The sequence below is a fragment of the Halobaculum roseum genome, from assembly GCF_019880245.1.
Lineage (GTDB): Archaea > Halobacteriota > Halobacteria > Halobacteriales > Haloferacaceae > Halobaculum > Halobaculum roseum.
On record NZ_CP082286.1, the window covers coordinates 1,303,407 to 1,322,177 of the forward strand.

Genomic DNA, 18,771 nt, shown 5'->3' on the forward strand with positions numbered 1-18,771 from the left:
CACACGCCAGCGACGCCACGTGTCCGCCGCCCGCGACAGCCTTATTGCGATGCACACATTCGTACATTGTACGACCAACACCGACAACGGTGGTTTACAATGAGTATACAGGATCACATCGAGCGCGTGACCGAGGGGGAGGACCTGAGCGTCGCGGAGGCGCGCGAGGCGTCGACGGCGGTGTTCGAGGGGGCGACCGAGGCGCAGATCGGCGCGTTGCTCGCGGGGTTGCGCGCGAAAGGCGAGACGGAGGCCGAGATCGCCGGGTTCGCGCAGGGGATGCGCGAGGCCGCGCGGACGATCGAGCCCGACGCCGGCCCGCTCGTCGACACCTGCGGCACCGGCGGCGACGACTACGACACGATCAACGTCTCGACCACGTCGGCGATCGTCGCCGCCGGGGCGGGCGTCACCGTCGCCAAGCACGGCAACTACTCCGTCTCCTCGTCGTCGGGCTCGGCGGACGTGCTGGAGGTAGCGGGCGTCGAGGTCGACGCCGAGCCGCCGGCCGTCGAGGACGCCATCGAGCGCGACGGCATCGGCTTCATGCTCGCGACGGTGTTCCACCCCGCGATGAAGGCCGTCATCGGCCCGCGCCAGGATCTCGGGATGCGGACGATCTTCAACGTCCTCGGGCCGCTCACCAACCCCGCGGGCGCCGACGCGCAGGTGCTCGGCGTGTACGACCCGGATCTCGTCCCGGTCATCGCCGAGTCGCTCACGCACATGCCCGTCGAGCGCGCGCTCGTCGTCCACGGCGACGGCGCCGACGAGATCGGCCTCCACGGTCCGACGACGGTCGCCGAGGTCGACGGCGACGAGGTCACCGAGTTCACGCTCACGCCCCAGGACATCGGGCTGGAGCCCGCACCCGTCGCGGACATCGCCGGCGGCACGCCCGAGGAGAACGCCGAGGACCTGACCGGGATCGTCCGCGGCGACGTGGCCGGCCCGAAGCGTGACGTGATCCTCGCGAACGCGGGCGCCGCGATCTACGTCGCCGGCCTCGCCGACTCGATCGAGGAGGGAACCGAGGTGGCGGCGAACGCCATCGACGAGGGCGACGCCGCCGCGACGTTCGAGGCGCTCCGGAGCTGATGGTCCGCGTGAAGATCTGCGGCGTCACCAACGGCGCCGACCTCCGCGCGGTCGCCGACGCCGGCGCCGACGCCGTCGGCGTCATCTCCGAGGTGTCGGTCGACACCCCCCGCGAGGTGGACCTCGCGCAGGCGGCGGACCTGCTGTCGATGGCGCCGCCGTTGCTCACGACGGTGCTCGTCACGATGCCCGAGACGCCCGAGGACGCCGTCGACGCCGTCCGGACCGTGACGCCCGACGTGGTCCAGCTCCACGGCGAGTTCTCGCCCGAGGAGATCGGCTACATCCGCGCGGAGACCGAGACGAAGGTCGTCCCGGTCGTCGACTACGACGAGCCCGACCGCGCGCGGAAACTGGACGAGGCCGCCGACGCGCTGCTGGTCGACTCCACCGACGAGGACGGCGGCGGCGGCACCGGGAAGACGGGTGACTGGACGGCCGCGGCCGACCTGCGCCGAGAGCTCGTCTCCCCCGTGATCCTCGCCGGGGGGCTAACCCCCGAGAACGTCGCCGACGCCGCCGCGACCGTCGAGCCGTTCGGCGTCGACGTCGCCAGCGGCGTCGAGCGCTCGCCCGGCGCGAAGGACCACGCGGCCGTCTCGCGGTTCGTCCGCAACGCCGGGCGCGCGCTCGGCGAGGCCGAGGAGGTGTACGAGTGACCCGCGAGGGCGATCAGAGCGAGCCCGGCGTCCACCTCTCGCGTTCGCGCGAGGCGTTCGTCGACCTGGTCGAGTCGGCCGACTGCGACGGCCCGTGCGTCGTCCACGCGACCGCCGAGTTGGGCGTCGACGTGGAGCCGCTGACCGCCTACGCGGCGCTCGCGGACCGCTCGGACCACTCGTTCCTGCTGGAGAGCGCCGAGAAGGTCGCCTCCAGCGACCCCGACGGCGCGTTCGCGCCGAGTTCGCGCGGCCGCGCCGGCACCCGAAGCGACGGCGGCGACGCGAGGAGCGACGGCGGCACCGACGGCACCGCCGAGCGCCACGCGCGCTACTCGTTCGTCGGCTACGACCCCGAGGCGGTGATCGCGGTCGGCCCCGACGGCACCGACCTACAGCGGCTGGGACCGGCCGCCGACCACGTCGACGTTCGCGGCCCCGCCGCCGGCGACACCGTCGACCGCGTTCGCGCCGCCCTGCCCGACCTCGACCGCGTGGGCTTCCCCGAGAACGACCGCCAGACGCTCGACGGCGGGCTCGTCGGCTTCCTCGCGTACGACGCGGTGTACGACCTGTGGCTCGAGGAGGTCGGCGTCGACCGGCCCGACCCCGTCGTGCCGGACGCCGAGTTCGTGCTCACCACCAGAACGCTCGCGTTCGACGACCGCGAGGGGAGCGTCTCGCTCGTGTTCACGCCGATCGTCGGCGACGACGAGGACCCCGGGGCGGTGTACGACCGTCTGGCCGACGAGGCGGCCGACGTGGCGTCGACCCTCCGGAACGCCGAGGCGCCCGCGACGGGCGGCGTCCGCGTCGACCGCGAGACGGCCGGCCCGCGCGAGGAGTACGAGGACGCCGTCCGCGAGACGAAGGAGGCCGTCCTCGACGGCGAGGTGTATCAGGGCGTGATCTCCCGCACGCGGACGCTGGAGGGCGAGGTGGACGACCTCGGCCTGTACGAGTCGCTTCGGGCGGTGAACCCCTCGCCGTACATGTACCTGCTGCGCCACGGCGACCGCTCGGTGATCGGCGCGTCCCCGGAGACGCTCGTCTCCGTCGACGGCGACCGCGTCGTCTCCAACCCCATCGCGGGGACGATCCGGCGGGGGACCTCGCCCGTCGAGGACCGGAAGCTGGCGGGCGAGTTGCTCGCGGACGGGAAGGAGCGCGCCGAACACACCATGCTCGTGGATCTCGCGCGCAACGACGTGCGCCGCGTGAGCGAGGCGGGCAGCGTCCGCGTCGAGGAGTTCATGAACGTCCTCAAGTACAGCCACGTCCAGCACATCGAGTCGACCGTGACGGGGACGCTCGCGGCCGACGCGGACGCCTTCGACGCGACGCGGGCGACGTTCCCCGCGGGCACCCTCACCGGCGCGCCGAAGGTGCGGGCGATGGAGCTGATCGACGAGCTGGAGCTGGAGCCGCGGGGGGTGTACGGCGGCGGCGTCGGCTACTACTCGTGGACCGGCGACGCCGACTTCGCGATCGTGATCCGGACGGCGACGGTGGAACACGGCGTGCCGCGAAGCGGCACGGGAAGTCGAGCGGCGGAGCCGCGAGACGGCGGGGTCGGCCCCGACCGCCTGACCGTCCGCGCGGGCGCCGGCGTCGTCGCCGACTCGGACCCGGCCAGCGAGTACGAGGAGACCGAGCAGAAGATGGCCGGCGTGCTCGACGCCGTCGACCGGATCCGGGTCGAGCGCGCGGCGCGAAGTCGTTCGAGAGCCGAAGGCTCTCGTGATGACGAGACGCAAAGCGTCTCGAACCACGCCGCGGACGGCCGAGCGGCGGAGCCGCGAGACGACGACGGCGACGGGGCCGAGGACGAGGGTGAGCAGCCGACGGAGACCTCGACGGACACCCCGGAGGTGGACCGATGAACGTCACCGTCGTCGACAACTACGACTCGTTCACGTACAACCTCGTGGAGTACGTTTCGGACCTCCGGATCGACGGCGAGGCGCCCGAGATATCGGTGTTGAAGAACGCCGCGACGCTGGCGGAGGTGCGCGACACCGACCCCGACGCGCTCCTCATCTCGCCCGGCCCGGGCCACCCGAAGAACGACCGGGACGTGGGCGTCTCCGCGCCCGTCCTCCGCGAGCTGTCGCCCGAGGTGCCGACCCTCGGCGTCTGTCTCGGGCTGGAGGCCGCGGTGTACGAGTACGGGGGCAGCGTCGGCCACGCGCCCGAGCCGGTCCACGGGAAGGCGTTCCCCGTCGACCACGACGGCGCAGGCGTGTTCGCCGGGCTGGAGCAGGGCTTCCGGGCCGGTCGCTACCACTCGCTGATCGCCACCGAGGTGCCCGACTGCTTCGCCGTCACGGCGACGACAGACCACGACGGGGAGGAGCTGGTGATGGGCGTGCGCCACCGCGAGCACCCCATCGAGGCGGTGCAGTTCCACCCCGAGTCGGTGCTGACGGCGGTCGGTCACGACGTGATCGAGAACTTCCTGCGCGGCGTCTGAGCCGGGGACCCGACGCACGACAAGACATTTCAGCCGGGGACGAGCACCGAACGCGTATGGTCCCCGACCTCCCCTCCCCGAGCAGGCGCGGCCTCCTCACCGGCGCCGGGCTCGCGCTCGCGGGCGCCACCGTCGGCGTCGGCGCGACCGAACCGACCGCTCTCCCCGATCCCGTTACCGATCGGGCCTCGAAGTGGCTCCCGGACCCGACCGACCACCGCTGGCACCCGCCCGTGAGCGAGGCGCACGCGCGCGACGCCGTCGAGCGACTCGCGGCGGAGGTCGAGCGCGGCCGCGACCTGTGGGAGGAACTCGACACCGACGAACGGTTCACCGGCGACGGCGGCTGGCTGGAGGACGCCCGGGAGTACCTCGAGGAGGGGCGCTACCGGGAGGCGACGTTCTACGCCACCGGCGGGATGGGGTTCGCCGCCGAGGACGTGGGGTTCGCGCTCGCGCGACTCGACCGCCCCGAGGCCGACCCCGAACAACTCGCCGAGCGAGGCACGGCGATCCGGGACCGGGCCGATCGCATCCTCGACGGGATCGACGACTATCCGGTCGCAGAACCCGGCCGCGACCTCGGCTGGTACCACGAGATCGAACGACGGATCCAGCTCGTTCGGTTCGACGCCCACGAGCCCGACCCGGACCGCGACCGTGGATACGACGCCGACGAGATCGCGTCGATCCACGCCGGCAACCGCCAGGCTGCCCTACGCGTCCGCGATGCGGAACACTACCGCGAGCAGATCGAGGAGCTCGTCGGCGACGACGGCGAGCCGTGGGCCGACCGGATCGAGCGGCTCGACACGCGGTTCCGTGACGCGATCGACGAGTTCCCGGACCGGGGCGAACTCCGCGAGGAGATCGAGTCGATCGAGGACGACCACGGCCCCGGACCCTACTACACTGCCCGCTGGAAGCTCTCGATGTGGTGTTACGACACGGACTATCTCGTCGCCGACTGGGACGAGTATCTGGGGCTCGTGAACGCCGTCGAGGCCGGGCAGGCGCTCGCACAGCGGCGCGCGCACGACCGCGCGGTCGACGCGCTCGTGATGGAGCCGGACGGCCCGCGGTCGTTCGACTCGGGGCACGTGATCCGCGAGAAGCGCGCGGCGATGCGGCGCTTCCGGCGGGTCGTCGGCGACTCGCCGCCGCCGCTGTTGTCGATCCTGACCGCGCGCGCCGGCGAGGACATCGACGTGGCCGAGGTCGGGTTCGCCGGGAGCTACCAACGGCCGCTGTGGCGCGACCGCGTCGACGCCTACTGCTACGCGTTGATCGCGCGGATGAAGTTGAAGGAGTATCCGCAGATATTCGAGCGGTTCCTCGCGCGGGAGTGAGTCGGGCGGGCGGAGATCCGGCACGGAAGTAGCCATTACTCCGTCCGTCGAGGCCGGGGTTGTTCCTCCCTAGACCGCATCTTTGGATACGAATTTGGGAATGGGATCCCAAATCTTCAGCCAGAATTTTGGAGTCCAAACCTATTTATCCGAACGCTATGAGCGAAACCCATGGAGTCGTCCCGTATACTCACTCTCCTCAACCGATACAACAGCTGGTGGGGGGGAGAAAATGTGCCCGAGTCGCTGTTGAAAGCGGAGTACAGACGACGGGACTTCTACTTCGTTCGGCGGAAACTGAACGACGACCGTCGGATCGTTACGATCCGTGGCCCTCGACAGGTCGGGAAAACGACCTTGTGCGGTCAACTGATCGCTTGGCTGGTCGAACAGGAGGGTGTGCCTCCAGAACACGTTCTCTACCTGACTGCCGATAACACGCAGGTGATGTCGGATCCGGATCAGGTGATACGCGACACGCTCGAGACATACGAGCAGTACGTACTACGGGAGACGATAGATGCCGTCGACCGCGACGTGCACGTGTTCATCGATGAGGTACAGAAGATCGACGGTTGGGCGTCGACCCTGAAGTACTACATCGACACGTATCCGAATATTAGGTTCGTCGTCACCGGATCCGTGAGTACGCTGATCAAGCAGGGTGCCGACGAGACGCTAGTTGGGAGACGCCATGAACAACAGATGGTGCCGATGAAATTCGTCGACTACGTCGGGTATCGGGACATCGACGAGAACGATCGGCGGGCCTTCTACGAGGAGACAACGAAACTGAGAGGCGCTCTGATGGACGCGCTCGATAGCGATGACAGAGTCGAGTTCACCGGCGCGGCCGCTCGGTTTTATGGCACTAACGAATCGGAGTTCCCCCGACTGAATCAGCGGAAAGACGAGTACCTGATGAAAGGTGGGTACCCGGGGGTACTCGATGACGACTATCGAGAGGCATACTCGAAGCTCGATTCGGATCTCCGAAGTACGGTTTTGGGCGACATGAGTACCGTCTTCGAGGTCCAGAAGCCGCAGAAGGTGTTGCGTCTCCTCGATCTATTAGCGGAAGCGACGACGGGGAAGACCAGCGTACAGCGACTCGCGGATGACGCGTCGATCGACCGGGATACCGTCGAGAAATACCTCACGTATCTCGACGAGTTCTTCCTAATTAACCGGGTTCGGAAGTTCTCCGGGGGAGGATTCAACGACCGAGCGCAGCAGAAGGTCTACATACAGGACGTGGGGATCTACAATACGATCCGCGGGACCCTGGCCGAAGAAACGCTCGGGGACACCACAGCGATGGGACCGATCCTCGAGACCGCTGTCTGCGACCACGCTCGACGGCTCCAGTTCTATCTCTCGGGACGGTCGAACGTCGATATCGGATACCGGGAACGCTCCGGCGAGGTCGATTTCGTTCTCTCGGGGCGAGAGTATACCCTTCCGATCGAGGTGAAGAACGGTGATTCGACGAAAGCGAGTTTGGGTGGATTGAAACGCTTCATCGATAGCGAAGGGGTAGAACTCGCGATAGTGGTCAACAACAGCGGGGTGTTCGAGAGCGAGGAGGAGATCGTCCACCTCCCCGCGTGGCTGTTCCTCTACCTCTGTTGAGTCCTCTCGTGATTACCGGTCGACGGTGACGCGCTCGATCTTCACGTCATCGCGGGGCTCGTCGTTGCGGCCGGTCGGCACCGAGCCGATCTCCTCGACCACGTCCATGCCGTCGACGACCTCGCCGAAGACGGCGTGGCGGCCGTCGAGGTGGGGCTGGGCGTCGAGCGTGATGAAGAACTGCGAGCCGTTGGTGTTCGGGCCGGAGTTCGCCATCGAGAGGATCCCCGCGCCGCTGTGGGTCAGGTCGTCGTGGAACTCGTCGTCGAACTCGTAGCCGGGACCGCCGCGGCCGGTGCCGGTGGGGTCGCCGCCCTGGATCATGAAGTCGGAGATGATCCGGTGGAAGACGACGCCCTCGTACAGCGAGTCGCCGCGGATCTCCCCGGACTCGGGGTCCTCCCACGTCGTCGTCTCGACGCCGGGCTCGTCGCTGGCGGCGGGATCGTGCTCCGCGAGGTTGAGGAAGTTCTCGACCGTTCGGGGCGCGCGGTCGGCGTACAGCTCGATCTCGATGTCGCCGTGGTTCGTGTGGAACGTGACGTGCGGCAGATCGTCGCTCATATCCGTCCCTGCGCCGCGCAGGCGGGAAAGTCGTTCGGCTTCGGCGCAGCGGGGCGGGGCGTCGCCGGCGCGAACCCGACCGGCGGCGGGTCGGCCGCGACCGTCGAGCCATAGCTACAAGCCGCCGGCGGGGGAGACCAAGGTATGGCCGACCACGCGGCCGAGCGCGTCACGCTCGCCCGACTCCCGTCCGGCGTCGCCGTCGAGACGACCGTCCACACGTACACGCCCGAGCGCGGAGGCGGCGGCGACGCGGGTGACGCGGGCGACGGCAACGACGGCGACGGCGGCGACTACGACGGCGACGGCAGCGACGCCGACGACGCCACCGGCGACGACGAGTCGCCGACCGTCTACGTGCAGGCGGCCCAGCACGGCCGCGAGATCAACGGCGCGGCGGTGTGTCGCCGGCTCCACGACGACCTCGTCGCCGCCGACCTCGCGGGCACCGTCCACGTCGTCCCGGTGGCCGACCCGCTCACCTTCGACACCGTCTCCTACACGACGCCGGAGGCGTACGACTCGGTCAACCCGAACATGAACCGCTGCTGGCCCGGCAACGCCGACGGCAGCCTCCACGAGCGCATGGCCGCGAGCCTGTGGGAGTACGCCGGCGACGCGGACTTCATCGTCGACCTCCACACCGGCAGCCGCGACATGCTCACCCACACGGTGTATCTCCGCGGCGACGACGCCTCGCGCGGACTCGCCGAGGCGTTCGGCACCGACCTCCTGCTGGCCGAGTCCGCCGGCGAGGACGCCGACGAGGAGTGGGCGAGCCGCAACTTCGGCGGGAAGCTCCGCGTCGCGGCGACCCGGGAGGGCATCCCGAGCGTCACGCCCGAACTCGCGCACAACAAGGAGCTCGTCGAGGACGCCATCGCCGTCGGCGTCGACGGGACGAAGCGCGCCCTCCGCCACGCCGGCGTCCTCCGGGACGACGGGAGCGTCCCCGCATGGGACGGCACCCGCGCCCGCAACCACCTCGGCCGGGTGACCGCGACAGACTCGGGGCTGTTCCGCGCCGCCGCCGACCTCGCAATCGGCGACGACGTGGTCGAGGGGAAGTACGTCGGCGACGTGTACGACCCGACGACCTACGAGGAACTGCAGGAGGCGACCGCCGACCGCTCCGGCGTCGTCTACTCGGTCGCCCGGGAGGCGACCGTGACGGCCGGGCAGACGCTCGTCGGTATCGCGATCAGGCTCGACGACGAGTAGGAGGTCGAGCCACACCGGAGACGAGCGCGATCGCCAGCGAGAAAGGCACTTACCGGGCCGGCCGGAACCGGCCCCCGTGGCATCCGATCCCTCCCCCACCCGACGGTCGCTGCTGGCCGGTCTCGCCGCGCTCGCCGGGTGTACGAGTTCCCACGGAAGCGACGGCGATCAGCCGACGGTGAACCCGGCACTCGAGGGGAGCCCAACCGCGTCGCCGACGCGAACGTCGCGGCCGTCGCCGACCGAGTCCCCGACGGCGGGCCCCACGGCGACGGCCGCGCCGCCCGGCTCCTCGCGGTTCGACGACCGGCCGTGCCCGCCCGTGCTCGACGCCTGTTTTCACCGATCCGACTCCGAGACGCCGGTGTTCGTCCGTCCCTCCGCCGAGCGCGTCGCGCCCGGGGACGAGCTCACGATGTCGCTCGTGAACCGGCACGACGAGGCGGTGTTCATCGGTCCGTACTACTGGACGGTGTGGCGCGAGCGGGACGCCGGCGGGTGGCTGAACGTCGACGACCGGGAGGTGATCCCCGACCTCGGTGCGGCGGTCCCGCCCGGCGGGACCTACGACTGGCGGGTCCCGGTCGACGCCGACACCGACGGGGGGACCGGCGTGGATATCGCGGCGTCGAACGTCCCGTTCGCGTCCGGAGTCTACTGTTTCGGACACCGATCGGACGTGCCGCTCTCGGCCGGTTCCGACGACCAGGGACGCGTCGGCGCGCTGTTCGAGGTCGAGTGATCAGCCGCCGGCGACGACGACCGACTCCTCGGCGTCGCCGCGGGCGAGCAGGCCGAGCGTGACGCCGCCGGCGACGACGCCGAGCAGCGTCATGTACGCGAGGAAGCCGACGTACCACTCGACGCCGAACAGGCCGGGCGTCCAGCCGATGAGCGCCGGCAGCGACGCGCCGGCGGCCTGCGTGACGAGGCCGACGACGAGCGCCGCCATCCAGCCGCCGATGAGGAGGCGACACACCTCCCGCCACGGCGCCGGCGAGACGCCCTTCGCGAGCAGGCCGCCGACGCCGACGGGGACGTAGAGGAACGCGAACCCCAGCGCGAGCGGGAGCCGCGCCGCGTCGGCCGGCAGGCCGAAGCCCGCGCCGACGCCGGTGAAGACGGCGACGAGCGCGAGCATCGCGCCGAGCGCGCGGTCGTGGCCGATCAGCCGCCCGAGGACGTACGTCGAGAGCGCGAGCAGGACGACCACGGCGCTGGCCGCGAGGAAGAACAGCTGGTACAGGCTCGCCGGTCCGACGACCATTTGCGTGCAGGGGGACCGCGCGGGGTGATAAACGTGCCGCGCCGGGTTTCAGGCGTGAGAACGGGGGACGCGCCTCGTTCGCGGGCGGACGGTACAGGGACCGCTTCGCCGCCCCTCCGCGACCTCAGGTCGCTTCGCTCCTCCGACCGCGCTTCTCAGAAGTCGCGCAGGTCCGAAAGCACGTCGGCGGCCGAGCCGTCGGCGACGGCCTCGCGGGCCAGTTCCAGCCCCTCGTCGATGTCGGCGGCGTCGCCGCCGGCGTAGATGCGGACGGCGGCGTTGAGCGCGACCGCGTCGGCCCAGTGGTCGTCGCGCTCGCCGGCGACGACGTCCTCGGTGAGCGTCGCAGAGTCGGCGGCCACGTCGTCGACCGCCAGATCGGCCTCCTCGAAGTCCATGCCGTACGCGGGCGTCTCGATCTCGTAGTCGTCGAACGAGTCCCCCTCGCTTCCCTCCTCACCGTCCGCGTCGACCCCCGCGTTCCACTCGGCCACTTTGGTGTAGCCCGGCCGGATGTCGTCGTACCCCTCCATCCCCTGGAACATGATGACGCGGTCGAGGTCGTGGAACTCGCTCTCGACGAACGTGTCGACCACCTTCTTCGCGAACGCGAGGTGGTAGAACGAGCCGAGGTGGGTGGAGGCGCCCGCGGGGTTCGCGAGCGTCTCGATCGTGTTGACGAACGAGCGCACGCCCATCATGTCGCGGCGCTCGAACAGGTCGTCGACTGCGGGGTTGAACGCCGGCTGGTAGTAGAAGCCGAAGCCGGTCTCGTCGACCATCTCCGCGGAGTCGCGCGGCGTCAGCTCGGTCGCGACCCCGAGTTCGTCGAGGACGTGCTTGTACGCGTCCTGCTTCTGGGTCGGCACGCGGTCGCCGGAGTGGACGACGACGGGCGTGCCGGCGCCGGCGGCGACGATGCCCGCGGCGGCGCCGAGGATCGCCGTCTCGCCCTTGCCGTCGTAGTTGGCGCCGCAGTCGACGGGGTCGACCTCGGGCTCGGCGTACTCGACGCGCGCGCACATCTCGTCGACGTACGCGGCCAGCTCCTCGGGGTTGTTGCGCTTCCAGCGGTTCGCCAGCCAGAACGCGCCCAGCGTGGTGTGGTCCGGCTCGCCCGCGAAGATCCGGCGCATCGCCTCGCTCGCCTGCGCGCGGGTCATGTCGTCGGCCGACTTCGGGCCGGAGCCGCAGACCTCGGTCATCAGCCGCTTGAGCGGCCACTCGCCGAATTCCTCGTCCGCCTCGGTGGTCGCCTTCGCCATGTCCGATCGAACGGGCGTTCGCCGCAAAAACCACCCGGTTACCCGGGCCGGCGGGCTCGGCGGCGAGCGAAACCGGTAGGTGCCGCCGGTCCCTACGACGGGCAATGAGTAGCGCCGAGGGCGATGGCGCGGACGCGGACGCGACCGACGACTGGCGCGCCGGCCTCGACGACGTGGACGCGCGGCTGATCGACGACTACCAGAGCGGCTTCCCCGTCGCCGAGCGCCCGTTCGGGGTCGTCGCCGACGACCTCGGTATCGACGAGGGGGAGGCGCTCGACCGGGTGAAACGGCTGCGCGAGCGGGGCGTCTTCCGCCGCTTCGGCGCGGTGCTCAACCCCCCGGTGATCGGCTCGTCGACGCTGGCGGCCGTCTCGGCGCCCGAGGACCGCTTCGAGGAGATCGCGGAGGTGATCAACGGCTACCGGCAGGTGAACCACAACTACCGCCGCGACCACGAGTGGAACCAGTGGTTCGTCGTCACCGCCGCCAGTCGGGAGACCCGCGACCGGATCCTCGCCGAGATCGAGGAGCGCACCGGCTGCTCGGTGCTGAACCTCCCGATGCTGACCGACTACTACATCGACCTGGAGTTCCCCGTCTGGAACGACGACGCGTTCGCACGCGAGTCCATAGAGTCGACCGAGGCCGCGGCGACCCGGATCTCCGAGAGCGCGACCGGCGACCTCTCCGCGCTGGACCGGGCGCTCCTGGTCGAGATCCAGGACGGCTTTCCACTCACCGCGACGGCGTACCGCGACGTAGCAGACGCCGTCGGCGCCGACGTGGAGGACGTGCTCGCGGCGATCGAGCGCCTGCTGGCCGACGGCTGCATCAAGCGGATCGGCTGCGTCGTGAACCACATCGTCACCGGCTTCCGGAACAACTGCATGGTCGTGTGGGACGTGCCCGACGACCGGCTGGACGAACTCGGGGAGCGGGTGGGGGAGCTTCCGTACGTCACCCTCTGTTACCACCGACCGCGCCGGCCCGACCAGGACTGGCCGTACAACCTCTTCACGATGGTCCACGGCCGGGAGGCCGAGGCCGTCGACGCGAAGATCGACGAGTTGGCCGACGACTACCTCCCGTTCGACCACGAGCGCCTCTACTCGACGGCGACGCTGAAGCAGACCGGCGCGCAGTACGAGGAGCTGGTCGGCGACGGGGGGTAGCGAACGCAGGTTCGCGGAACGTCCCGACGGGTCACCGCGCGACCGCCCGGAACCGGACGCTTCGGGGTACCTCCCACAGCACGTCCGGCCGGTCGCTCTCGTCGGGGTCGCTCCCGGCGACCGGGTCGGTAACGTGTTCGAGCATCCGGTTCACTTCGAACCCGGCGTCGCGGAGGGCGTTGTACACCCGTGCGACAGTGCGGTCGAACAGGACCAGCGTCGACTCGTACCCGTCGTCGACCGTGACCTCGCGGGGACCGGTGTCGAGGTAGTCGCCCTCCAGCGTCCGCGACTCGGCGTCGAGCGCCTCGTACAGCGGGTGCGGGAGGCTGAGCACGAACACGCCGCCGTCGCGGAGGACGCGCCGTGCCTCCGCGAGCGCGCGGTCGATGTCCGGTATCATCTGGAACGCGGCCTCCGAGGAGGCCAGATCGAACGCGTCGTCCGGCAGCGGGAGGTCGGTCACGTCGCCCTGCACGAACCGGGCGTCGACGCCGTAGAAGTCGCGGAGGCGCCGGGCGTGCCGGAGCTGCTCGCGGGAGAAGTCGACCCCGACGACCGCGTCGGCGCCGAGCCGGGCGGTGCCGACGCTCCCCTGTCCGCCGCCGCAGCCGAGTTCGACGTACTCGGCGCCCGCGATCGAGTCGAGGGGGTCGGGGTCCGTTCCCCCCGCCCGGTCGGTGTCGAACGGCGAGGGCGCGGGCGGCAACTCCCCCTCGGCCGTGTTCGCGTTCCAGTACGACTGGAAGGTGTCGCTCCACTCGTCCCAGAGCCGACGGTTCTCCCGTCGGTGGTTCGCCATACCGTCGCCTCGGCTCGACCCCACATCAGCGTTTTCCGGGCGTGTGAACCCGGCCCACGTCGCCAGTCGGTCCGGCCCGCGTCGTCCCGTTCGACCGCGGTCCCCGTTCGCAACGAAGGCTCGCTATCGCCCGCCCTCGCCCCGCTCAACCGCGCCCGTCCCCGCGCGGTCGAACCCCTCCAGATCGATCCTCCCCTCCGGCATCGGAACGCCCTCGAACGGGTCCGCCCCGTCCGCGAGCAGCAGGCTGCCGTCCAGATCCGCGTAATCGAGCAGCGGTCCGAGGTGACAGCCGGCGGCGATGGCGGCGTTCGACTCGACCATGCAGCCGAGCATGACGTCGAGGCCGTGCGCGCGGGCGGCGTGAACCATCCGTTTCGCCTCCAGCAGGCCGCCGCACTTCATCAGCTTCAGGTTCGCGATGTCGCAGCGATCGGCGATCCGCGGGATGTCCGCGAGCGTGACGCACGACTCGTCGGCGGCGATCGGGAGCACGGAACGCTCGGAGGCGTCCTTCAGGCCCGCCGGGTTCTCCGCGGGGATGGGCTGTTCGATGAACTCGACGCCCAGATCCGCGAGCCACTCGCTCTTTCGGGCGGTCTCGCGCGGGGTCCACGCCTCGTTCGCGTCGACGCGCAGCGTCGCCTCGGGCGCCTCCTCGCGCACCGCCTCGACGACCTCGCGGTCGCGGTCGGTGCCCAGTTTGAGCTTGAGGGTGGAGTAGCCCGACTCGACGGCGGCGGCGGTCTTCTCGCGCATCACGTCGGTGTCGTCGATGCCGATCGTGTACGACGACGTGGGGGCGTCCGCGGGGTTCAGCCCCCACAGGCGGTACAGCGGGACGCCGAGGCGTTTCGCGGCCAGATCGTGCAGCGCGATGGAGACGCCACAGCGGGCGGCGGGGTTGTCGGCGACCACGCCCTCCATGCGCTCCTCGATCTCCGCGATGGCGTGGGGGTCGCCGACGGTCTCGACCTCGGCGAGCAGGTCCGGGAGCACGGCCACGACGGTGTCGGCCGTCTCGCCGTAGTGGCTCGACGGCGCGGCGGCGCCGACCCCGACCATTCCGCCCTCGTCCTCGATCCGGACGATCACGTTCTCGGCGGCGGTGGTGGTGCCCCGCGAGATGGTGAAGTCGTGTTCCAGCGGTAGCGAGACGCGCTCGAAGGACGCGGTAAGCGTCGACGAGGAGGCCGACATCACCGGATCGCCTCCACGACCTCCTCGGCGCCGAAGCGGATCAGGTCCGTCGCGGGCGCGTCGATCCCGGCGGCGAACTCCTCGACGGCGGCCTCGGCGGCCGCGTCGTCGTCGAGGTCGGCGGTGTTGAGCGCGCCGGCGACGACCTCGGTCCCGTGGACGGGCGCCGCGAGCGACTCGTACAGGTCGACGTACTCCGGCAGCGGCGGGAGGTCGAACGACTCGTAGCCGTGGATCGCCTCCCGACCGGCGGCGTGACACATGACGAGCTCGTCCGCCATCGCGCCGTGGAGGATGCCGCAGGTGACCGCCGAGTAGGCGGGGTGGACGATGCTCCCCTGACCCTCGACGACGAGCAGGTCGTGGTCGTCGCCCTTCTCCAGGATCATCTCCTCGACGGCGCCGGCGGTGAAGTCAGAGACGACGCGGTCGACGGGGTTGCCCCAGCCCTCGATCATGATCCCGGTCTGGCCCGTAGGGATCGCGCACGCGTCGATGCCGGCCTCCCTCGCCGCGTCGACGATCTCCATCGTCGCGGTCATCTTGCCGACCGAGCAGTCGGTGCCGACGGTGAGCACCACGTCGGCGTCGACCTCGTCCGATCGCCCCTCGGCGACGCCGATGTCGCTGTCCGGGCGCCGCACGTCCCACAGCTCGACGCCGTGTTCGGCCGCCAGCGCGGCGAGGTCGTCGTCGTCGTTCAGGAAATAGTGGAGCCCCGAGACCACGTCGCAGCCGGCCTCGATGGCGGCCTCCACGTCCGGCCGCCACGACTCGTCGAAGCCGCCGCCGATCGGCGCGATCCCGATGACGAGCGCGTCCACGTCGTCGGGCACGTCCGCGAACGAGGCGACGACGGGCGCGTCGGCCACGCCGGGGAGGTGGTCGGCGACGCGCTCGCCGGGGCGGTCGCGGTCGAGGACGGCGGCGACCTCGTAGTCGGCGTAGCGGATGATGCCGTTGGCGGTCTTCGAGCGGTCGGGGAACTTCCCGTGCGCGAGGACGGCGACGCGATCGGACATGTGAGAAGGTGTGCGAGCGTGGGTGATAAATCGGACTCACGCGGTCGGATCGGCCGCTTATCACGGGAGATGGAGTCGATGGTGTGGTGGGGAGGTGGGTTGTTTCGACAGCGACGACCGTGGAGACGACCGCGAAAGCCCCCGCGACTCTCGACTCGCGCGACTCGCTGTGCTCCTCGCGCTCACTCCGTTCGCGCTGCGGTGCTTGCTTCGTCGTGCTTCGTCGAGAGTCACGGCCCCTTTCAGTCCCTCCAACCGCACCGCAGCCTCTTCCTCCCCAACCGACTCGCTCGGCTTCGCCTCGCTCGTCCCTCGCGCGCGTCCGGCCGGCACGGAGGCCGGCCGGCGCGCGCCACCACGGTTCGTGCACACCAATCGTAGGGCCCCGTCGCTGGCCCGTCCAACCACTGGGTGGGACTGAAAGGGGCCGGACGGCTCGTGAGCCGAGACGAAGTAAGCACCGTAGCGGAGTGAGCGAAGCGAACGGAGCGAGGAGCGCAACGAGTCGCAGGCCACGAGCCGTCCGGGGGCTTTCGCGGTCGTGTTCTCCGCCGGAACGACAGCGTCCATACCCGAAGCAACAGAAATCACAGGAACCACACTAACCACACGAACACGATCACCGAACGAACCGAATACAGGCACAGCCGGCCGATTTCACCGCCCCTTACCCGGCTCGCGAACCAGAGTCCACGTAATGAGCGACGGCATCCACCTCAACCTCTTCACGATGAACTCCGTGGAGCACGTCTCCCCCGGCTCCTGGCAACACCCGGCGGACCGCTCGGCGGAGTACACGGACAGGGAGTACTGGACCGACGTGGCGCGCACCGCCGAGCGCGCCGGCTTCGCCGCGGTGTTCTTCGCCGACGTGCGCGGCATCTACGACGTGTACGGCGGCGACCGCGAGACGGCCATCGAACGCGCCGTCCAGACCCCCTCGAACGACCCCGGCTACCTCGTGCCCGCGATGGCGGAGGTGACCGACTCGCTGGGCTTCGCGGTCACGAAGTCGACGACCTACACCCACCCGTACCAGCTCGCGCGGGAACTCTCCACGCTCGATCACCTCACCGACGGCCGGGTCGCGTTCAACGTCGTCACCTCCTACCTCGAATCGGCGGCGGCGAACCTCGGGCTCGACGAGCGCATGGACAAGGGGACCAGATACGACCGCGCCGACGAGTTCATGGACGTGTGCTACGCGCTGTGGGAAGAGTCGTGGGACGACGAAGCCGTCGTCCGCGACCGCGAGTCGGGCGTCTTCACCGACCCCGCGGGGGTTCACGAGATCGACCACGAGGGCGAGTTCTTCGACGTGCCCGGCCCCCACGGCTGCGAGCCGTCGCCCCAGCGCACGCCCGTGATCTTCCAGGCGGGCTCCTCCGACCGCGGGCGCGACTTCGCCGCCGCCAACGCCGAGGCGGTGTTCTGCTCGCAGCCGACCGAGCGCGGCGTCCGCGAGTACATGGACGACCTCCGCGAGCGCGCCGCAGCGCTCGGACGCGACCCCGACGAGCTGGCGTTCTTCCCGGGCGTCGTCCCCGTCGTCGCCGAGACCGAGGAGGCGGCAGAGGCGAAGTACGAGCGCCTGCTGGAGACGGTCGACGTGGAGGCGACGCTCGCGCTGCTGTCGGGCTTCCTCGACATGGACCTCTCCGAGCTCGACCCGGATCAGAAGATCGAACACATCGAGACCGACGCGATCCAGGGGACGATGAACGCGTTCACGAAGTCCGACCCCGACCGCGAGTGGACGGTGCGCGAGGTTGCGCAGTTCTCCGGGCTCGGCACCACCTCGCCGGTCGTCGTCGGCACCCCCGAGCAGGTGGCCGACGAACTGCAGTACTGGCACGAGGAGGTCGGCGTCGCCGGCTTCAACGTGAAGGAGGTGCTGCGCACCGGAAGTCTCGACGACGTGGTCGACCTCCTCGTGCCCGAGTTACGCGCGCGAGATCTGCTCGCGGAGCCGACCCCCGGCGAGACCCTCCGGGGGCGACTGCTGGGCGACGGTCCCCGGCTGTCGGCGACACACCCCGCGCGGCAGTAGCTAAAATGAACCCCGCCGCTCCCGCAACGATCGCGGATCGCCTCGCTGGGGCGCGAGGCTCGCACGGCCGTCGGTTTCGGTCGGGGACGGTACGGCCGACGCCAACATCATTAAGTAGTCGCACCCGTTTGTGACAGGTGACGCTTCGTCTGGAGGGCCGAAGCGTCAGCGGGGACCAATTCAGGGCGGAACGCGCGCCGCTCTTTTCACCGGCGCGCGTTCGGCCCACGTTTCACACGCTCGAGCCGCCGGTTCGTCCGTCGTCGTGTATCCGTGAACGAGTTACATCCGTGAACCGTCGAGCCGCGAACTCGTCACCCGTCAGTGGGCGGGTTGCGGAACACGCCGTCGGCGATGGCGAGGCCGCCGACGGCCGAGCCGGCGGGCGCCGTCAGCCGGAACGGCACGCCGAGGCCGACCGTCGCGACGACGGCCGCGAGCAGGCTCACGCCGATGAGCGCGAGGAGCACGTCCGCACGCGACGGCCCGTCGACCGGGAGCATAGTAATTACATCTAATTAGAGACGGAAACCGCTTTGGGTCGCTTCCGACTCGCCGGAACAGGTAGGTCGGTCGGGGGCCACCCCCGAACGTGCCACACCTCCAGTTCGACACGGACGCCGACCCGACCCCTGAGGAGAAGGAGGCGCTCGCCGCCGCCGTCACGGACCTGTACACCGATCACATGGAGACGACCGCCGGCCACGTCGCCGTGACGATCCGCGACCGCGGGCCGGCGGACCTCCAGCTCGGTCGCGCGGTCGACGGTCCGCTCGTGTTCCTCGACGCGGACATCCGCGAGGGGCGCCCGTTCGAGTTGAAGCGGGCGTTCGCGCTCGCGACGATGGAGTACCTGATCGACGAGTGGAACGTCCCCGAGGAGAACCTGAAGGTGACGTTCACCGAGCACGCCGCCGAGGGGATGATGGGCTACGATCGCGTCGGCGGCGACTGGGAGGGGTAGCTCGCGGCGGCGGAAACTGCGAGCGACCGT

18 protein-coding genes are annotated in these 18,771 nt (G+C 70.1%); 11 read left to right on the forward strand and 7 right to left on the reverse strand.

Annotation, left to right across the window (positions count from 1 at the left end; all coding sequences use genetic code 11):
• Positions 1–99 precede the first annotated feature (99 nt).
• From trpD to K6T36_RS06605, 6 genes are all read left to right on the forward strand, one after another.
• Complete coding sequence (trpD, locus tag K6T36_RS06580; RefSeq protein WP_222923141.1) at positions 100–1,098, forward strand: anthranilate phosphoribosyltransferase; 999 nt, start codon at positions 100–102, stop codon at positions 1,096–1,098.
• Positions 1,098–1,757 carry a phosphoribosylanthranilate isomerase gene (locus K6T36_RS06585; RefSeq protein ID WP_222923142.1) on the forward strand — a complete coding sequence of 220 codons (660 nt, stop codon included), beginning with the start codon at positions 1,098–1,100 and terminating at the stop codon, positions 1,755–1,757. Before trpD ends, K6T36_RS06585 begins: the two co-directional genes overlap by 1 nt.
• Positions 1,754–3,640, forward strand: coding sequence for an anthranilate synthase component I (gene trpE, locus K6T36_RS06590; RefSeq protein ID WP_222923143.1), 1,887 nt, complete (start codon positions 1,754–1,756; stop codon positions 3,638–3,640). The genes K6T36_RS06585 and trpE overlap by 4 nt, the downstream gene beginning before the upstream one ends.
• Positions 3,637–4,230: an anthranilate synthase component II gene (gene trpG, locus K6T36_RS06595; RefSeq protein WP_222923144.1), complete on the forward strand. Its 594-nt coding sequence runs from the start codon at positions 3,637–3,639 to the stop codon at positions 4,228–4,230. The genes trpE and trpG overlap by 4 nt, the downstream gene beginning before the upstream one ends.
• Positions 4,231–4,286: 56 nt before the next feature.
• The gene (locus K6T36_RS06600) at positions 4,287–5,579 is read left to right on the forward strand and encodes a hypothetical protein (RefSeq protein WP_222923145.1); all 1,293 of its coding nucleotides are present in this window, start codon (positions 4,287–4,289) and stop codon (positions 5,577–5,579) included.
• A 234-nt stretch (positions 5,580–5,813) separates the two neighbouring features.
• Complete coding sequence (locus K6T36_RS06605) at positions 5,814–7,211, forward strand: ATP-binding protein (RefSeq protein WP_222923146.1); 1,398 nt, start codon at positions 5,814–5,816, stop codon at positions 7,209–7,211.
• A 12-nt stretch (positions 7,212–7,223) separates the two neighbouring features.
• Here the strand turns inward: K6T36_RS06605 and K6T36_RS06610 are convergent, their stop codons facing one another.
• Positions 7,224–7,775: a peptidylprolyl isomerase gene (locus K6T36_RS06610; protein WP_222923147.1), complete on the reverse strand. Its 552-nt coding sequence runs from the start codon at positions 7,773–7,775 to the stop codon at positions 7,224–7,226.
• 144 nt (positions 7,776–7,919) lie between these two features.
• On the opposite strand from K6T36_RS06610, the gene K6T36_RS06615 reads away from it, so the two are divergent.
• Positions 7,920–8,996 (forward strand): succinylglutamate desuccinylase/aspartoacylase family protein, encoded by a 1,077-nt coding sequence (locus K6T36_RS06615; RefSeq protein WP_222923148.1) that lies wholly within the window; start codon positions 7,920–7,922, stop codon positions 8,994–8,996.
• 76 nt (positions 8,997–9,072) lie between these two features.
• Positions 9,073–9,738, forward strand: coding sequence for a fimbrial biogenesis chaperone (locus K6T36_RS06620; protein ID WP_222923149.1), 666 nt, complete (start codon positions 9,073–9,075; stop codon positions 9,736–9,738).
• Here K6T36_RS06620 and K6T36_RS06625 read toward each other — a convergent pair whose 3' ends face one another.
• Both K6T36_RS06625 and K6T36_RS06630 read right to left on the reverse strand, forming a co-directional pair.
• Positions 9,739–10,263, reverse strand: a complete 525-nt coding sequence (locus K6T36_RS06625; protein ID WP_222923150.1) for a hypothetical protein — start codon at positions 10,261–10,263, stop codon at positions 9,739–9,741.
• A 155-nt stretch (positions 10,264–10,418) separates the two neighbouring features.
• On the reverse strand, positions 10,419–11,528 hold the full coding sequence (locus tag K6T36_RS06630; RefSeq protein ID WP_222923151.1) for an anthranilate phosphoribosyltransferase: 1,110 nt from the start codon (positions 11,526–11,528) through the stop codon (positions 10,419–10,421).
• A 104-nt stretch (positions 11,529–11,632) separates the two neighbouring features.
• On the opposite strand from K6T36_RS06630, the gene ahbB reads away from it, so the two are divergent.
• On the forward strand, positions 11,633–12,703 hold the full coding sequence (gene ahbB, locus K6T36_RS06635) for a siroheme decarboxylase subunit beta (protein ID WP_222923152.1): 1,071 nt from the start codon (positions 11,633–11,635) through the stop codon (positions 12,701–12,703).
• A gap of 31 nt (positions 12,704–12,734) precedes the next feature.
• Here the strand turns inward: ahbB and K6T36_RS06640 are convergent, their stop codons facing one another.
• From K6T36_RS06640 to K6T36_RS06650, 3 genes are all read right to left on the reverse strand, one after another.
• Positions 12,735–13,505 (reverse strand): class I SAM-dependent methyltransferase, encoded by a 771-nt coding sequence (locus tag K6T36_RS06640; protein ID WP_222923153.1) that lies wholly within the window; start codon positions 13,503–13,505, stop codon positions 12,735–12,737.
• Between the two features lie 123 nt (positions 13,506–13,628).
• Complete coding sequence (locus K6T36_RS06645) at positions 13,629–14,705, reverse strand: dipeptide epimerase (RefSeq protein ID WP_222923154.1); 1,077 nt, start codon at positions 14,703–14,705, stop codon at positions 13,629–13,631.
• Positions 14,705–15,727, reverse strand: a complete 1,023-nt coding sequence (locus K6T36_RS06650; RefSeq protein WP_222923155.1) for an N-acetyltransferase DgcN family protein — start codon at positions 15,725–15,727, stop codon at positions 14,705–14,707. The genes K6T36_RS06645 and K6T36_RS06650 overlap by 1 nt, the downstream gene beginning before the upstream one ends.
• Positions 15,728–16,424: 697 nt before the next feature.
• Here K6T36_RS06650 and K6T36_RS06655 point away from each other — a divergent pair.
• Complete coding sequence (locus tag K6T36_RS06655) at positions 16,425–17,777, forward strand: LLM class flavin-dependent oxidoreductase (RefSeq protein WP_222923156.1); 1,353 nt, start codon at positions 16,425–16,427, stop codon at positions 17,775–17,777.
• Between the two features lie 314 nt (positions 17,778–18,091).
• Here the strand turns inward: K6T36_RS06655 and K6T36_RS06660 are convergent, their stop codons facing one another.
• Entirely contained in the window at positions 18,092–18,280 is a 189-nt protein-coding gene (locus K6T36_RS06660) for a DUF8015 family protein (RefSeq protein WP_222608651.1), read from the reverse strand.
• A gap of 89 nt (positions 18,281–18,369) precedes the next feature.
• On the opposite strand from K6T36_RS06660, the gene K6T36_RS06665 reads away from it, so the two are divergent.
• Complete coding sequence (locus K6T36_RS06665; RefSeq protein WP_222923157.1) at positions 18,370–18,741, forward strand: tautomerase family protein; 372 nt, start codon at positions 18,370–18,372, stop codon at positions 18,739–18,741.
• Positions 18,742–18,771: the final 30 nt, after the last annotated feature.